The 14,690-nt window shown below is 64.5% G+C and carries 15 protein-coding genes and 1 pseudogene; 3 read left to right on the top strand and 13 right to left on the bottom strand.

Going from position 1 to position 14,690, the window contains the following annotated elements:
- Positions 1-81 precede the first annotated feature (81 nt).
- The gene (locus tag LH407_RS11330) at positions 82-456 is read right to left on the bottom strand and encodes a hypothetical protein (protein ID WP_322133881.1); all 375 of its coding nucleotides are present in this window, start codon (positions 454-456) and stop codon (positions 82-84) included.
- Positions 457-614: 158 nt separating this feature from the next.
- Complete coding sequence (locus tag LH407_RS14240; RefSeq protein ID WP_456061977.1) at positions 615-1,004, bottom strand: polymorphic toxin type 37 domain-containing protein; 390 nt, start codon at positions 1,002-1,004, stop codon at positions 615-617.
- Positions 1,005-1,018: 14 nt separating this feature from the next.
- Between LH407_RS14240 and LH407_RS14235 the strand changes: the two genes are divergently transcribed.
- The gene (locus LH407_RS14235; RefSeq protein ID WP_456061976.1) at positions 1,019-1,570 is read left to right on the top strand and encodes a hypothetical protein; all 552 of its coding nucleotides are present in this window, start codon (positions 1,019-1,021) and stop codon (positions 1,568-1,570) included.
- Here the strand turns inward: LH407_RS14235 and LH407_RS11320 are convergent.
- Positions 1,491-2,201, bottom strand: a complete 711-nt coding sequence (locus LH407_RS11320) for a hypothetical protein (protein WP_322133883.1) — start codon at positions 2,199-2,201, stop codon at positions 1,491-1,493. The genes LH407_RS14235 and LH407_RS11320 overlap by 80 nt on opposite strands.
- 161 nt (positions 2,202-2,362) lie before the next feature.
- Between LH407_RS11320 and pucL the strand changes: the two genes are divergently transcribed.
- Positions 2,363-3,256, top strand: a complete 894-nt coding sequence (pucL, locus tag LH407_RS11315) for a factor-independent urate hydroxylase (protein WP_322133884.1) — start codon at positions 2,363-2,365, stop codon at positions 3,254-3,256.
- Entirely contained in the window at positions 3,253-3,738 is a 486-nt protein-coding gene (locus tag LH407_RS11310; RefSeq protein WP_322133885.1) for a nucleoside deaminase, read from the top strand. The genes pucL and LH407_RS11310 overlap by 4 nt, the downstream gene beginning before the upstream one ends.
- Positions 3,739-3,742: 4 nt before the next feature.
- On the opposite strand, the gene LH407_RS11305 is transcribed toward LH407_RS11310, so the two are convergent.
- From LH407_RS11305 to LH407_RS11265, 10 genes and pseudogenes are all read right to left on the bottom strand, one after another.
- Positions 3,743-6,253, bottom strand: coding sequence for a cell wall-binding repeat-containing protein (locus tag LH407_RS11305; protein WP_322135019.1), 2,511 nt, complete (start codon positions 6,251-6,253; stop codon positions 3,743-3,745).
- Between the two features lie 42 nt (positions 6,254-6,295).
- Positions 6,296-6,637 (bottom strand): annotated as a pseudogene (locus LH407_RS14220) (cell wall-binding repeat-containing protein); the annotation flags it as partial.
- Between the two features lie 210 nt (positions 6,638-6,847).
- Positions 6,848-7,024 (bottom strand): hypothetical protein, encoded by a 177-nt coding sequence (locus LH407_RS11300; RefSeq protein ID WP_322135018.1) that lies wholly within the window; start codon positions 7,022-7,024, stop codon positions 6,848-6,850.
- 86 nt (positions 7,025-7,110) lie between these two features.
- Positions 7,111-8,184 (bottom strand): hypothetical protein, encoded by a 1,074-nt coding sequence (locus tag LH407_RS11295; RefSeq protein ID WP_322133887.1) that lies wholly within the window; start codon positions 8,182-8,184, stop codon positions 7,111-7,113.
- A gap of 208 nt (positions 8,185-8,392) precedes the next feature.
- Positions 8,393-8,806 carry an ester cyclase gene (locus LH407_RS11290; RefSeq protein ID WP_322133888.1) on the bottom strand — a complete coding sequence of 138 codons (414 nt, stop codon included), beginning with the start codon at positions 8,804-8,806 and terminating at the stop codon, positions 8,393-8,395.
- Positions 8,806-10,413, bottom strand: a complete 1,608-nt coding sequence (locus tag LH407_RS11285) for an ABC transporter permease (protein ID WP_322133889.1) — start codon at positions 10,411-10,413, stop codon at positions 8,806-8,808. The genes LH407_RS11290 and LH407_RS11285 overlap by 1 nt, the downstream gene beginning before the upstream one ends.
- Positions 10,410-11,576: a mandelate racemase/muconate lactonizing enzyme family protein gene (locus LH407_RS11280; protein ID WP_322133890.1), complete on the bottom strand. Its 1,167-nt coding sequence runs from the start codon at positions 11,574-11,576 to the stop codon at positions 10,410-10,412. Before LH407_RS11280 ends, LH407_RS11285 begins: the two co-directional genes overlap by 4 nt.
- A gap of 3 nt (positions 11,577-11,579) precedes the next feature.
- Entirely contained in the window at positions 11,580-12,644 is a 1,065-nt protein-coding gene (locus LH407_RS11275) for an ABC transporter substrate-binding protein (RefSeq protein ID WP_322133891.1), read from the bottom strand.
- Between the two features lie 83 nt (positions 12,645-12,727).
- The gene (locus tag LH407_RS11270; protein WP_322133892.1) at positions 12,728-13,531 is read right to left on the bottom strand and encodes an ABC transporter ATP-binding protein; all 804 of its coding nucleotides are present in this window, start codon (positions 13,529-13,531) and stop codon (positions 12,728-12,730) included.
- Positions 13,532-13,554: 23 nt separating this feature from the next.
- The gene (locus tag LH407_RS11265) at positions 13,555-14,601 is read right to left on the bottom strand and encodes an isopenicillin N synthase family dioxygenase (protein WP_322133893.1); all 1,047 of its coding nucleotides are present in this window, start codon (positions 14,599-14,601) and stop codon (positions 13,555-13,557) included.
- Positions 14,602-14,690: the final 89 nt, after the last annotated feature.

Here is a 14,690-nt window from a genome sequence, read left to right as displayed (position 1 = left end):
GGTCTAGACAACCCATGTTCTCCCGCGATGCGAGATCTGGTAGCTCCCAGCGCTCTACGAGAGGCCATGCTCAGCACAAACTCAAAATCGTCGACTGTTCCTGGAGAGCAGAGTGATTTCGAAGGCAATATACGCTTCCGCATCGAAGACGCTCGTGATGACGACATTGATCTCGTCATAGATACGCAGACTGGTTTGCTCATCCAACACAGCGCCACCCGAAACCTCTGTCGGAGACGAGAGGACAACTGAGTTGCTCATCCAGGACGTCGCTGCGACGATCGCTTGAGCGCCCTCCGAGATCGGGACCTCCCTGAGACCAATCTCTCCCGAAAAGTGAACTTGACCTTCGGGGCCATCATCTTTTCGCAGGAGCATGTCCTCGACCAGGAGAACTGCACCGGGGATCGTCGCCAGATAGTTCGCGAGCAAAGTGACGTTGAGCGCTGGGGACACCCCCCGCCCTACATCACTGAACCCAGATGTAGGCAAAGACCCTGCCCCGATGAACGTCCAAGAGCGGACGACTGGTCGCAGATCCCGAAGGCCGACCGAGAATCCCGACCCCCTCCCCAAGGAATCGAGGAGCCACTCAGAAGCACTCACATCGAGGTTCATTTCGGAACGATCCTCCCATCTTCGTAGACCCTATATTGCACACCATCCGGAGACTTCCAATCCCAGTGCGGCCCGATCGGCGCAGGGTGCGATAAGTCCGGATGCAGTGACTCGCGCGTCGTGGGATTGAACCATGCACCGTTGGCTCCGCCCGGCGAGCTTCCTGGCGCTCCCCGCCACTCCCAGGCCGGTCCGGGGGAGATCGTCGGGTTCGAGAAGTTGCCAATTCTGGGCGGCGCAACGGCGCCCGGTGGCACGACGGTGACTCGACCGATTGAGCCACCGGGTTGCGCTCGCACTCCGGCGCCGCTGAGTGCTCCGATGAGTGGAGCGGTTGCTTCGAGCCGGTCGGAGAGGGGTCGCCAGACGTTGTAGAAGTCCTGCATCCACTGTCACCTCGGTGACGACGGGCTGCGCTGCATCCGGGTCATCGAAGGTCGGCTCGGCCGGGAACTCCGTGACCTCGTCGCCCGCCGCCGTCGTCGCCGTGACCTCGAACGGCGCGGCCACAACCTGCGCGGCCAGCTCCGACTCGGCGGATGCCGCGACCTCCTCGGGCAGCGGGCTCGCCTCGATCGTCAGCTGCTCGTCGACCTCGAAGCCCGAGAACTCGACGGTGGCACCCAACTCGGGCGCCTCCACCGTGACGGGAGTGCCCGGGTTGAGGGTCGCCTCGGCGACCGGCTCCTCCGGTGCGGGGGCGTTCTCGGCATCCACCGTCTCCCACTCGGCGGCCGCCCTGGCCTGCGCGATGGTGCGATCGCGCAGCATCCAGGCCAATCGCTCCGCGTCGGATGCCCAGGCCGGAGTAGCTCCCAGGCCGACAACGATCGCGGCTATCGTGGTAGCCGCAACGGCCGCACGCCCGAGCCTCACTGGTTCAGGCCCAGCAGCTCGGTGGAATCCTCGATGGGCTCGTCCTCAGCCTGGCGGCGGCGCATCGCGGCAATGAAGAATCCGAGGCCGATCGCGAAGAGTCCGATCGCCGGGATCAGGGGCCACCACTGCAGGACATCGCGCTCGGTGACCTCGCGAACGGTGATGACCTCGCCGTCGGAGTCTTCGTCGACGACGATTCTCCCGGCGGTCGTGATGTCGTACTTCACGACACACGCCGCGAGTTGCCAGGCATCCGAGACTCCGTCCGCGTCGAAGTCTTCAGTGCCATTAGCGCACGCTCGATTGCCGCAGATGACAAACTCGACCCAGTCGCCGATGCCTTCGCCGTCGCTGTCCTCCCGGCCGGTCGAACAGGATGCCTCACCGCACACGTAGATCTCGGCGAAGTCCGGTATGCCGTCCTTGTCGGTGTCGATCTCCGGTTCAGCACACGTCGCCTCACCGCACACGATGAACTCGCTCGTGTCGGGAATTCCGTCCGAGTCCTCGTCTTCCCGACCCGTCGCACACGTCGCCGTGCCGCAGACCTTCTTCTCAAGACTGTCGCTGAACCCATCGCGGTCGGAATCGCACGGGGCAGAGGAGACAAGCTCGGAACAGACCGGTTCGGCCGCCGTTGCGGGCGCCGTTACTGGGAGCGCCAGAGCGGCGACAACGAGCACGAGCGTCGAGAGGATTCGCATCCCACACCTTTCGTCAGGGCGCAGGGATGCGGTTCCCGGCAACGCAGATGAGAGGGGGCTTCGGAGCTCTCATGACGCGAAATCGCTGAAATCCGCTCGCTTGTCCGCCTTAAGGGGGACCGGGTAACACCGCCGTCACATCGGGCTGAGAGAATCCGGGGATGGGAATCATCCTCGGCGGCAATCAATACGGCAAGGCGGAGAACCGCATCGTGCGGTTCGTGCGCGACACCCCTCGGCACGAGATTCGCGACATCAATGTGACCACGGCGCTGCGCGGGCCCTTCGAACCCGCCTACCTCGTCGGCGATCAGTCGAACGTGCTGCCGACGGACACGCAGAAGAACACCGCGTACGCCTACGCGAAGACGGAGGGCGTCGAGTCGATCGAGGCGTACGGCCTGGCGCTCGCACGCCACTTCGTCCGCGACGTCGAGCCCGTCGAGGGGGCACGCATCGAGATCGAGCAGTACGACTGGGACCGCGTCTCGGTCGGCGGGGTTGAGCACGACCACACATGGGTCCGCAAAGGTCAGGAGGTGCGCACCGCTGCGATCACAGTGGATGCAACGGGCGAGCACGTCATCGGCGGCTTCAAGGATCTCGTCATCCTGAAATCCACCGGCTCCGAGTTCGCCGACTTTCTCGTGGATGAGTTCACGACACTTGAACCGACGCACGACCGGGTGATGGCGACATCCCTCGTCGCGGAATGGCGCTTCGGTGCGGTGCCCGCCGACTGGAACACTGCCTACGACACCATCAAGCAGGCGATGGTCGAGCAGTTCGCGATCGTGCAGTCGCTGGCGCTTCAGCAGACCCTCTGGCACATGGGCAAAGCAGCGATCGAAGCCGTGCCGGAGCTCGTTGAGGTGCGCTTGAAAGCACCCAACAAGCACCACTTCCTCTACGATCTCGAGCGCTTCGGCATCGAGAACAACGGCGAGGTCTTCCACGCGGATGACCGCCCGTACGGTCTCATCGAAGCGACCGTGACGACGGATGACGCTCCCCCCGCCGGCGACGCCTGGCTGCCGTCTGCGGGGCTCGCGTGAGCACGGCATCGGCAAGCACCGACGCCGAGTGGATTGCGCGCACCATCGAGCTCGCAGTTGCGAACGTTGCTGCTGGCGGCGGCCCATTCGGCGCGCTCATCGTCCGCGACGGCGAACTGTTGGCCGAAGGCCAGAACCGCGTGACCGCGAACCTCGACCCCACCGCTCACGCGGAGGTCACCGCCATCCGGGCCGCCTGCCAGGCCATCGGTGACTTCTCGCTCGCTGGCGCCACCCTCTACACGTCGTGCGAGCCGTGCCCGCTCTGCTTGTCGGCAGCGCTCTGGGCGCGGGTCGATCGCGTCGTGTTCGCAGCGGATCGGGATGACGCGGCCCGAGGTGGCTTCGACGACCGCGAGTTCTACGAACTCTTCGCACGCCCCCGCTCCGAGTGGGACGTCACGATCGACGCCGTGCGCCCCGCGAACGCGGCAGCACCCTTCGACGCCTGGCTCGCGAACGCGGAGCGCACGGACTACTGAGCTATCAGAAAGACGGCGCGAGGGTTTCGGTGATGCGCACCGGGAGCCAGGGGAACTGGATGGTACCGCTGGGCGTGTGGCACGTGTACGTATCCCACGGAACTAGATAGGAAGACTGCCCGGACGACCCCGATTCCAGCGCCGCGGTGCTGGACATGATTGCGTTCCACTGTTCTTCTAGCGCTGCTCGCTGTACAGAGCTGAGTGCGCCATCTGGGTAAGCCTGGGGCAACGGGCCCGTGCCTAGGGCTAGAACGAGTGCTTCCGGATCGCCATCGATTGCTGCCTTGCCAGAATCCCCGAACCAAGTCCGTTCAATCGTCGCCACCGACGAGAATGGGGGAAGGCAGGGGAGATGCTGCCAGGGCGATTCGGGCATCGACTCGGGCTGCCACTCGCGCAACGGAGCTTCAACAACAGTCTGGACGTTGGTGAATCGGGAATCGCGAATATCGACTTGTGATCGCTGCCCCAGCTCGATCGCGTAGGCCGCATTTCGAAACTCAGTGAAGCTGATTCGTGAAGGAACGGTAAAAAGGTGCGGTGACCACGATCGCAGACCGTCGAAATCCACCCATGCTCTTTCGTTGAGAACGTTGTCTTCCCAGACTGGGAACTCATCCCACCTGCTGGAGTCCTCTCCAATGGAGTCATCAGCGTAGTCGGTAAAGACGACTGGCTTAGAACTCGACCCCGCAAGGTCGATGCTGCCCAGTTCGACCACGCGAATGCGCGCGCCTTTGAACACAGTCCCAGGTTGAGCATGCAAGGTTCCCGCAACTTGGATAAGGCCGGCGTATACCGCGCCAGTATCAGGCGAGAGGGTCATCGAGCTTTCAGCCGCAATTTCGCCGTTGAAGTTGACGACCTGCGTGAACGGGCTCTCCTCGAACACGTTGGAATTTTCCCCTCCATCAAGCACGACCCCAGATAGGTCGTCGACCTGGAGCTGCATCGGCAACGGCTTGGTATCGTTCGGCCCGCCCTGAGGATCTGGAGCGAGAACGCTCGCAAATGTGTTCCGCTCGATGACCGGCCGACCTGCAAAGCCCCTCAGCACGAGAGGTGCCTCGAAATACGAATCGGAGATCGTGAGCGATGCTGGAGACATCGAAGAGTTGTAAACCGCTGGCAGGGTTGACTGACCGAACCGGGCATGGCGAATGGTGACATCGCCACCGAGCTCGATCTGACCGGGCAAGGACGATGAGTTGCTGGATGTGCCCTCGAATACGACGGGATCGTCCTCAGTGCCGAGGATGGAAAGGGTGCCCCAAGCTTTGATCGAAACATCGACGAATTGAGTACCCGGAGACACATTGAGAGTTCCGCCGAAAACGTCAACGTGGCCGCTGAATAGCGCACCGGATGCCGGCGACAGCGTTGCCTCCGTGAGTACCGTCGCGTAGAGCATTACTGTACGTTCTGCCTCGGTACCCGCGAATGAGTTCGCTTCGGGTCCGTCGAATGGGGCATTCGCCAAGTCCCAATGCCGCAATCGAAGGGGCGTTCCCACGAATCGGTTGCTGTACATCGGTCCATCTCCGGCGTAGTTCACGGCGGAGTCTTCGAACGTACTCTCACTGAGTGACTGGACGCCGGAGTTGAACTGAACAGTGACGCCCGTAAAGGCCACACCCTGGATGTTTTCGGCCCGACCCCACACGTCGAAATGATAATGATATTGTGGCAGGCCATCCGCACCGGGGCCGATGACTCGAATGCCGCTTGAGCCGTCTGGTATGACGAGCTCACCTCCGATTGTCAGCCTTGCGTCTTCCTCAATGAGGATTGTGGTGCCGCTCAGAATGGTGAGCTTCGTCTGCTGCCCGATAAACGTGAAGCAACTCACCGTGACAGTGCCACTCCACATGACATCTGACTCGGTAGGTCCACACACGTCGGACGGGGCATTGCGGAGATACCGAACAAGATCCGACTCAACCTTCGACGGCACCGACGCCGAACCCCCGAGGATAACGATGGTGGCGGGACGCAGCCGTAACAGCTCCTGAGCCACTCCCGCCGGGATCGTGTCCTGATTCACAAGTAATACGGGTCCGTCCTGCGCGGCCGCCGCGGGCGCCCCCGAGAGAGCATCCGGGAAGTTCTTGCCCGTCGCAATATAGGCGACCGGAACTCCGGGCGCGTACGACTCGGCCGAGAGAGCCGCGGAGACCTCGTAGCGATTAGCCCCGGCTACACGCTCGACCGAGCCATCCGTGTAGGAGGCCAGCTGAGTCTCAACGCCTGTCGAGACGGATGCCGTGCCGCCGAGCACCACGATGTCGCTCGGCGCGAGCCGCTCGAGTTCGGCTGCGACGCTCGCCGGGATGCTCGTGGTTTTCACGAGAAGAACCGGGGCACCTGACGAACCTGCCGGCGCCGCACCGGAGAGGGCGTCGGGAAAGCTCGACCCTGTGGCCACGTACGCTGTGGCCACTCCCGCCGGGAACGTCGTCGCGGAGATCGCTGCGGAGACGTCGTAGCGGTTCGCACCGCCGATTCTCGTCACGTCGCCGTCGGTGTAGGCGGCGAGCTGGGCCTGAACGCTCGCGGAGACCGAGTTGGTGCCGCCCAGAACGACGATGCGCTCCGGGTCTAGACGGTTGAGTTCTGTAGCGATCGACGCCGGAATTGCGCTCTGCTTCACGAGGAGGACCGGCCCGCCTTCGGCGCCGGCCGCGGCAGCACCCGAGAGGGCATCGGGGAAGGTGACGCCCGTAGCAATGAAGACCACAGGAACCCCTGGGTCATAGGTCTCCTGGGCGACGCGGGCGGATACTTCGTAGCGGTCGGCTCCTGAGATTCGGGTCACCCCGGGTGTGACATCCGGCACCGCCGCTGCCGACGCGGCAGGAACCGCTACGCCAAGCGCGAGTGAAATGGCGGCAACCATCCAAATGACGCGAGCAGATACGTGCATCACGGCTAAGGTCACGGCGACTCCCTCGACATCACGATCAACGAGTGCCGAAAGAACGAGCGACCCTCACGTGAGACACGCTACCGCACTATGCGATGACCAATCACGTCCGGTCACATCGGCCGCCTGTCCACACATAGCTCCCCCCTGCTCATTTGGAAGGTATGCACTTGGGCGACGGCCTCAGCTGTCGTCTGGTGGCGTCGAGCGGATGCCGAAATATGCCTCCAACACCAGAAGGCCAGCAAGCAAGGCTAAGCCAGTGATGAGTAGGGCCACACCAAGGCTCGTGACGTCGCGATCGACTACCCCCCACTCGCCGAAATCGTCCGGCACCCAGACACCCACGATCGGACTCACAACAAACCGGATACCGGATCCCAATGTGCCGATTGCGAGCGTCCAGGCAGCGACTTTGGCGGTTAGTCTTCGAACGCTATCGCACATCATTGCCCCACCGCGAAGCCCTTCACCGGTTCGAACGCGCTCAGAGTGGAGGACGTGGCTACGAGCTTGCGAGTCGTGATTCCACCGGCCTTCGTCACCTTCCATTTCTGAATCTGGTACGTAACTCTCGTGCCTACGGACCAGGCTTTGAAGGCGCTTCCGACTGGTGCCTTGGGCGAAGTCCAGCTGACCGTTCCCGTCACAGTACGAGACGCGCTGATCCCGATGCCTGCCGACACTGCCGATGCCGTGAGGCCGAAGTCGACATTCGCGCTGCCCGTCACGCTGTAGCTCGTGGAGATCTTGCACGTTCCGCCGCCAGCACCGGAGAGGACTTTACAGATTCCCAATTGCTTGGACTTGTTCGCCCAGTTGTAGGTGCGGCTCACGTTGATGTACGAGTACTGGTACGTGGTCACTGTAATTGCGGGATCGGCGACCACAGGGAAGTCGTCCGGCGTGAGCGACGAGGTGTCGATCGTCTGCGTCAAGGTCATTCCGTCGATGGCGAATCTGGTAGGGACGTCACGGCCGCGCGAATCCAGCGCCCACGGAGCTTCGATCTCAATCACGGCGTCGCCAGCATCGTCGATTGCCGCCACACCGCCACCAGGAATCTCGACAAGAGCAACTGCGGCGGTGGCCGAGATCGGGTAGCTGAATGCGGTCGGAGAACGCTCGTCGTCGAGCACTGAGAGAATCTGCAGAGTTCCGTCTTCCCGCACGAGCGGGATGATCTCGGAACCGTCCCCGGAGTCGTGCACAACTGCGGAGTCCTCAGGCTTGAGCTGCGAGGTACCTTCCCCGGAGACGGGTAGCCCGACGGTCACCTCGGTCCCGACATCCGTTGCGAGGACGACTGGCTCCGAAGGGTCGGCGGGAAGTTCGATCGCGACACCTGCCGTGTCGACTTGCACCGAGGTGCCGTCGAGCACCGCTTCAGTCGAGGCGTCAGCAAGCACCTCGGCGACCACCGGCGGGACGGGGTCGGTGTCGCTCGCGTTGGCGGCAACCGTCGGGGAAGCGACTATCGCGATGGTTGCGAGAAGCAGTGAAGTGGCCGAGGTTTTCATGGAGACCCATTCTTCGGTTAGGGAAAATGGGGCGTGTGCGGCCATGCCCAACGAGGCGGACGCCTCTGGAGCATCCTTCCACGAGTCGGGGGCGTGGCGACCACCCTGTGGACAGAGCGGTCGCCCTGAGGTGCCCAGTTCTGTGGGTGTTTTCGCAACAGGACCCACCGAAGTGGGCACCTCACGAGCGGCGCGAGGCAGACCCCCGCTACTCCGGGTACTGCAGCACCCCGAGTTGCTCGTAGACGCTGAGGCCATCCCAGAGGCTCTGGCAGTCGACGATGAGGCCGCCCTCCACCCGGAAGATGTCCATCCCCTCCATCGTGATCACACGCCCGGTGGCAGCGACCGAGCCGTAGGGCCCGACGTGCCGCCCAGAGGTTCGCCAGTGCAGGGCGACCTTGTCACCTTCCGCGATGAGGTTGAGGATGTGCGCCTCGACGTCGGTGAACGCGCCACGGTAGCGGGCGACATCCGCTCGGATCGCGTCGAGGGTCGAACTCTCAAAACCGGTGACGGCGACAGATGCCTCGGGCGACCAGTATTCGTCGATGGCGGTCAGATCGTCCCGCACCCACACACGCTCGTGGTAATCGCGGACGATGTCAGCGTTTGACGGCATCAAGCTCCCCAACGTCGGTGGATCAGCCGGTCGATCCAGCCGAACACAGTGAATACGAGCAGCGACAAAACAACGATGAGGATCGCCGAACCGAAGGCCGGCGCCATGCTGAGCAGTCGGTACTGGTAGGTGAATTCGACCCCGAGACCTGTCGAGCCGATGAGGGACTCCCCGATCACGGTGGCGATGATCGCCGAGCTCGCGGCGATGCGCAATCCGGTCGACATGTGTGGGAGGGCGCTCGGCAGTCCGATGAACCGGAAGGTGGCCGCACCAGATGCCCCGAGTGACCTGGCCACATCGCGGTGCTGGGGTAGCGCAGCATCCAGTCCGGACCTCGTGTAGACGAACGCCGGCAGCACAACGAGCACCGCGGCGATCACCACAACCGTCGAATCGCGGTAGCCGAACAGCCGCGCGAGGAGCGGGAACATGGCAACGAGCGGGGTGGCGGTGAGCACAACCATGGCTGGCACAACCAGGCCCGAGGTGAAGGTGGAGAGCCGCGCGACCACCGCGAGCACCACCCCGACGCCAACCCCGAGCAGGAGCGCGAGGGAGGCCGTCGACAGGGTTTGACCGACGAGGTTCGCATACTCCCCCGGCCGCGAGGCGAGGTCCTCGAATACGCGAGCCGGCCCCGGGGCGACCAGGGGCGACACGTTGCCCAGGGTGATCCACAACTGCCAGATCCCGATGAGAGCTGCAGCGATGGCTGCCGCCTCGATCACGGTGGTGATCACGCGCCTGCGTGTGCTGCGCGTGTCGGGTTCGCTCTTTGAGACGATCCCGTAGCCGTAGCGCCGCCGCAGGAACCACTGGGCGATGGCCGCAACCGCGAACGCGAGCATGCCTCCGCCAGCGGCGATGACGGATGCCGCCCACAGCCGTGCCACGTCACCGCCCTGCATCCCGGAGATCAACAACACACCGAGGCCCGTGGATGACCCGTACCACTCGCCGTACACGGCGCCGGCGAGCGCGGCGGGTGCCGCGAGCTTGAACCCCTCGGCGAGCGACGGCAGGGCGCGGGGAATGGTCAGAAGGGTCGCCGTTGCCCACCCGGACGCGCCGAGCGAGCTGAACAGGTCCCGCAGCGAGCCTTCACTCGCGGAAAGTCCGACGGAGATGGAGACGAAGAAGTAGAAGTACACGGCGAGCGCCGCGATGGCGATGGGCCCACTCTCGCGACCGGCGACAACAAGCACGACGGGCCCGACCGCGACCCAGGGCGCGGAGTTCGCGAGCGCCGCGACCTGGTCGACGATGCGCCGCAGACCGCGGATCTGGTGGGCGACGAGTGCGGAGATCGCGGCCAGCACACCCCCGATCGCGAGCCCGGTGGCCGCGGCGGAGAACGTTGCACCGGCGGACCGCAGGTAGAGACCGCTGTACTCGGGGTCGAGCACGGTACCGATCGCCTGGCCGGGGGTCAACACAAACCCGCTCGCGAGTCCCGCGCGCCCGGCGACCTCCCACGCGAGAAGCAGCACGAGCACTCCCGCAAGGTATGCACCCACCATCCGCACGCTGCGCCATGGCACTCGCGCTCGCGGTTCTCGGCTTCTGACGAACACGGGAGAAACCGTGCTGGCGATCTCGTTCATGCTGGTGCTCCTGTTCCGCGTTCGTGCTGCGGAAAGACGTCGGTGTAGGTCTCGCCGGGTTGGTACGGGTATCGCTCGGCGATGTCATCGGGCACCTCGACGCCGAGACCAGGCCCGGTCGGTGGTGCGAGCATCCCACCGCTAATTGCGGCCAGGGAGAGTGACGGCGCGAGGTCGTCAACGAGGGGTTGGTGCGGGTCGATGTCGTACTCGAGGAGGGGCACCCCCGCCGCGCTCGCCCACTGCAGGTTCGCGGACAGGCCGATGGCCGTCGGGCCGCCAACGTGCGGGTAGACGGGAATTCCCTCGCGGGCGGCGAGCGCCGCGATGTCGAGGCACTCGAGGAGTCCACCGCAGATCGAGGCATCCGGTTGAAACACCCCGGCGGCCCGCGTGCGCGCCAACTCCGCATACTGACGAGCGGAGAAGACCCGCTCTCCCACGGCGATCGGCACGGGACTGCGTTCGGCGAGCCAGGCGAGCTCTGCCGTGCGGTACTGCGGTAGCGGCTCCTCGAAGAAGAAAACCCCCAGCTCGGCGAGGTCCTCCGCGAGCGCGAGAGCGGAGCGCGCGTCGTGGAACCAGTAGGAGTCCACGCCGATCCGCACCCCGTCGCCAACGTGGCGCCGAACCTCACGCACAACATCGACGTCTGCCTCACGCGTACGGCCGAGACGCACCTTGACGGCACCGAATCCCGCCGTGATCGCCTGATCGAAGTAGGCAGCATGCCAGCCGGCGGATGCCTCGAACATGGTCGTTCCTGTGCCGTACAGGTCAATCGCTCCCCCGCCGCCGCCCAAAAGCTGCCACACGGGCGCGTTCACCGACCGACCGAGGATGTCCCACAGGGCCATCTCGATGGCGCCGATGGTCTGCGAGGTGAGACCCTCCCACCCGAGGTACCCGTCCATCCTCGTGTGCAGGTCGGCGAGGCGCGCCCGCACCGACCGGGGCTCCTGCCCGATCAGTGCGGACGCGCACACGTCGCTCACCGCTGCCGCGAACACCGTGGGGTAACTGTGACCCCAGTTGGTGCTCGCCTCGCCCCACCCGGTGATTCCGGCATCGGTGTCGATGCGCACGAGCGCGAAGCTGCGCGACATCGGCGGATCCGATTTGCGGTATCCGAGAATGACGGGGGTGACGGCGGTGATCTTCATGGTCTACTGCGCGTGCGCGGCTTCCATGTAGGAGGTGTCGACGAAGTCCGCGACATCCGGCAGGTCGGTCTCACCGGCGGCGAGGTAGCCGGCGAAGACCTCGTTCTCCATGTACTCCGGGTCGACCATGAGGATGCCGTTGGCGGCCGTGAAGTCGTTCTCGATGAAGGAGATGTAGCCGTCGTTCGCCTCCGTCGCGAAGGTCTCGTCGAGGCCTCCGTCGACGGCGTACTCGTTGACCGTGAGGTCGACGGCAACCGACGGGTCGGCCATGTTCGCCTCGGTGGCCTTGATGAGGGCGCGGAGGGCCGCGATGACCTTGTCCTCGTTTTCCTCGAGGTAGGCGCGCGAGGCGAAGATGACGTCGCCGTAAGCCTTCAGACCGAACTCGGAGAAGGTCTGGTCGGTAACCTCCGTGCCCGCCTGTCGCAACTGGATGGGCTGGTTGGTGGCGTAGGACGTGATCACGTCCACCTCGCCGTCGACGAGGGGCTGCGGGTCGTACCCCATCGGAACGAAGGTGTAGTCGACGGGCAGATCGTTGATCTTGAACAGGGCGTCGATGCGGATCTGGTCTCCCTGAATTCCGCCGATGCGCTTGCCGACGAGATCCTCGGCGGTCGAGATGTCGGTGGAGCTCAGCCACGTGTAGGACGAGGGCGACTGCTGGTACATCGCACCGATCACGACGTAGTCGGCACCCTCCTCGTTGGCTTTGATGAGCTGGAGCTCGTCGGAGGCGATACCGATGTCGGCCTGGCCTGCGGCGAGCACCTGGGCGACGGCCGGGGTGTTCGGTCCTCCGTGAACGATCTCGATCGATACACCCTCGTCCTCGAAGTAACCTTCGCTCTCACCGACATACAGCGAGGCCCACTCGACGTCGGGAACCCAGTTCACGGCGAAGCGCACGGGGCTGTCATCGACGGTGGACTCGGATGTCTCCGCCGGTGCCGCGCACGCGGCGAGCAGAGCCGCGCTCGCCGTCATGGCGAGTGCGGCGAACGCCATGCGGCGTCGGGAACGGGGTGCTGGTTGGTGCGGGGTTGTTGCTGCGGTGGCATCCATGGGTGCGCCTTTCGTGGGTGACAGGTCGTGGTGCGGGGCGGTGCGATGGTGCGGGGCAGTGCGGTGGAACTCGGGTGATGCGGTCATGCGGCGGGGATCGCGGCCGTCGCCGTGTCGATGCCGAGGTGGTGCTCGACTCGAGCGACGAGGTCGACGAATTCGGGACTCGTGAGGTGGTCGGCCCGCCGAGGTTTCTCGATGTCGACCTCCACACGCGCGATGATGCCGGCGGGCCGGGGACTCAGCACCACGATCTCGTCACTCAAGAGCACCGCTTCGGTGATCGAGTGGGTCACGAGCAGGGTGGTGGTCGGCTGGCTCTGCCAGATCGTGGGCAACTCAAGGTTGAGGCGACGTCGGGTGAGTTCATCCACTGCGCCGAATGGCTCATCGAGGAGCAGCAACCGGGGTTCGGTGACGAGGCAGCGTGCGATCGCAGCACGCTGCCTCATCCCTCCCGAGAGCTGCGCTGGTCGCGAGCGCTCGAAGCCGCCGAGTCCGACGAGGTCGAGCAGGTGGGCAATGCGAGCGGGGTTCGCGGGGCGTCCGGTCAGACGCAGCGCGAGCGCAAGGTTTGACTCGATACTGCGCCACGGCAGGAGGGCGGGGTCCTGAAATGCCACAGCGATGTCGCCGCGTTTGCGGTACGCGTCCGGGGTTTCACCGTCGATCGTCACCGTTCCTGACGTCGGGTGATCGAGTCCCGCGACGATACGCAAGAGCGTCGACTTACCGCAACCCGACGGCCCGACCAGTGCCGTGGTGGTTCCCGGTCGAAGCTGCAGGTCGATCGAACCGATCGCCTCCACCGCGCGATCCCCCGTGCCGTACTTCTTGCCAACGGCGCCGATATCGACGCGAGGGCCCTGCGATGCTGCTGCACTCATGGTGTGTGCCCTTCGTTCGGTGACTAGTGAGCCGACTTGACGCGTGCGCTCTCACGTTCGGCGTTCGTGTTGAGCACGCCAGCCCGGGAGCCTGCGAGCTTCGCACGCATGTGTTCGGTGGCCGTGACGGGCGCGTAGAGCGGTGCTTCGCCCTCCTCGAGCAGTTCGGGTAGCGGGGCGACGATGGCGTCCCAGTTGCAGCCGTGGAAGTAGGCGACACTGCGACGCCGGATGATCGTGCCGTCGATCACGGGAGGCTTGACGCGGTGCAGCGTCGACATCCAGTGCTCGTTGGTCCACCGTGCGGTGATGTCACCGAGGTTGATGAGCAACGCACCCTCGTCGGGCTGCACGTCGTGCCATCCGCCATCCGAGCCGAGCACCTGGAGTCCCTTGACCCGATCGGCCCACAGGAGCGTGATCACCCCGAAGTCGGTGTGCTCACCCATGCCGCGCAATTCGCCGTCGAGGGTCACATTCATGCCGGGTGTGAGCGCGTAGTTGTTCATGCGCATCGTGCCGGTCGCCCGGTCGAAGGCCGCGTCGAAGAAATCGCTCGGCAGACCGAGAGCATCGGCGCTCAACGTCATGAGCGTGCGTGACACGGCCCGTGCGTGCTGCATGTAAGCCTCGACGCGCTCACGGAACAGCGGGAGCTCCGGCCACACATTCTGCTGATACTGCTCTTCCAGAAGATCACTCGAGTCGTAGTCGTCGATCGTGAGGCCAACGTTGAACGCCTCGAAGAAGTCGTTCATCTTGTTCGCTGGCTCCACCCCGAGACTGAGGCTCGTCGCCTCCGACTTGGGCGGCGAGTATCCGCGATTGATGCCCGGGGGTGTCTGATACTGCTTTTTCTCCTCGGGCTCGAGGCCGACAAAGAATGAGTCGGATGCCGCGGCGAGACCGTCCATGATCTCCGACGGGATACCGTGCCCGTGCACTTGCACAAAACCCACCTCGCGGCAGGCTGCGGCGAACTGCTCGGCGACGGCGGCCCGAGCGGCCGCATCATCGGGGGAACCGGAGATGTAGGGAGAAATGTCGATGGCGGGAACGGAGAAAACCATGATGGGGATTCCTTTGAACGCAAGTCGGTCATGAGCGATCGAAATCGATCGCGCACTTCCCGTCTTCCGGTCATGGCTCGAGCTAGTCG

The organism is Antiquaquibacter oligotrophicus (genome assembly GCF_020535405.1).
Taxonomy (GTDB): Bacteria; Actinomycetota; Actinomycetes; order Actinomycetales; family Microbacteriaceae; genus Rhodoglobus; species Rhodoglobus oligotrophicus.
This window is presented reverse-complemented; position numbering and strand designations above follow the sequence as displayed.

Excerpts from the sequence above, each read along its gene's own strand:
- LH407_RS14240 (WP_456061977.1), bottom strand. The coding sequence starts at position 1,004 with ATGCAGGACTTCTACAACGTCTGGCGACCCCTCTCCGACCGGCTCGAA.
- LH407_RS11320 (WP_322133883.1), bottom strand. The coding sequence starts at position 2,201 with ATGCGAATCCTCTCGACGCTCGTGCTCGTTGTCGCCGCTCTGGCGCTC.
- pucL (WP_322133884.1), top strand. The coding sequence starts at position 2,363 with ATGGGAATCATCCTCGGCGGCAATCAATACGGCAAGGCGGAGAACCGC.
- LH407_RS11295 (WP_322133887.1), bottom strand. The coding sequence starts at position 8,184 with ATGAAAACCTCGGCCACTTCACTGCTTCTCGCAACCATCGCGATAGTC.
- LH407_RS11290 (WP_322133888.1), bottom strand. The coding sequence starts at position 8,806 with ATGCCGTCAAACGCTGACATCGTCCGCGATTACCACGAGCGTGTGTGG.
- LH407_RS11285 (WP_322133889.1), bottom strand. The coding sequence starts at position 10,413 with ATGAACGAGATCGCCAGCACGGTTTCTCCCGTGTTCGTCAGAAGCCGA.
- LH407_RS11280 (WP_322133890.1), bottom strand. The coding sequence starts at position 11,576 with ATGAAGATCACCGCCGTCACCCCCGTCATTCTCGGATACCGCAAATCG.
- LH407_RS11275 (WP_322133891.1), bottom strand. The coding sequence starts at position 12,644 with ATGGATGCCACCGCAGCAACAACCCCGCACCAACCAGCACCCCGTTCC.
- LH407_RS11270 (WP_322133892.1), bottom strand. The coding sequence starts at position 13,531 with ATGAGTGCAGCAGCATCGCAGGGCCCTCGCGTCGATATCGGCGCCGTT.
- LH407_RS11265 (WP_322133893.1), bottom strand. The coding sequence starts at position 14,601 with ATGGTTTTCTCCGTTCCCGCCATCGACATTTCTCCCTACATCTCCGGT.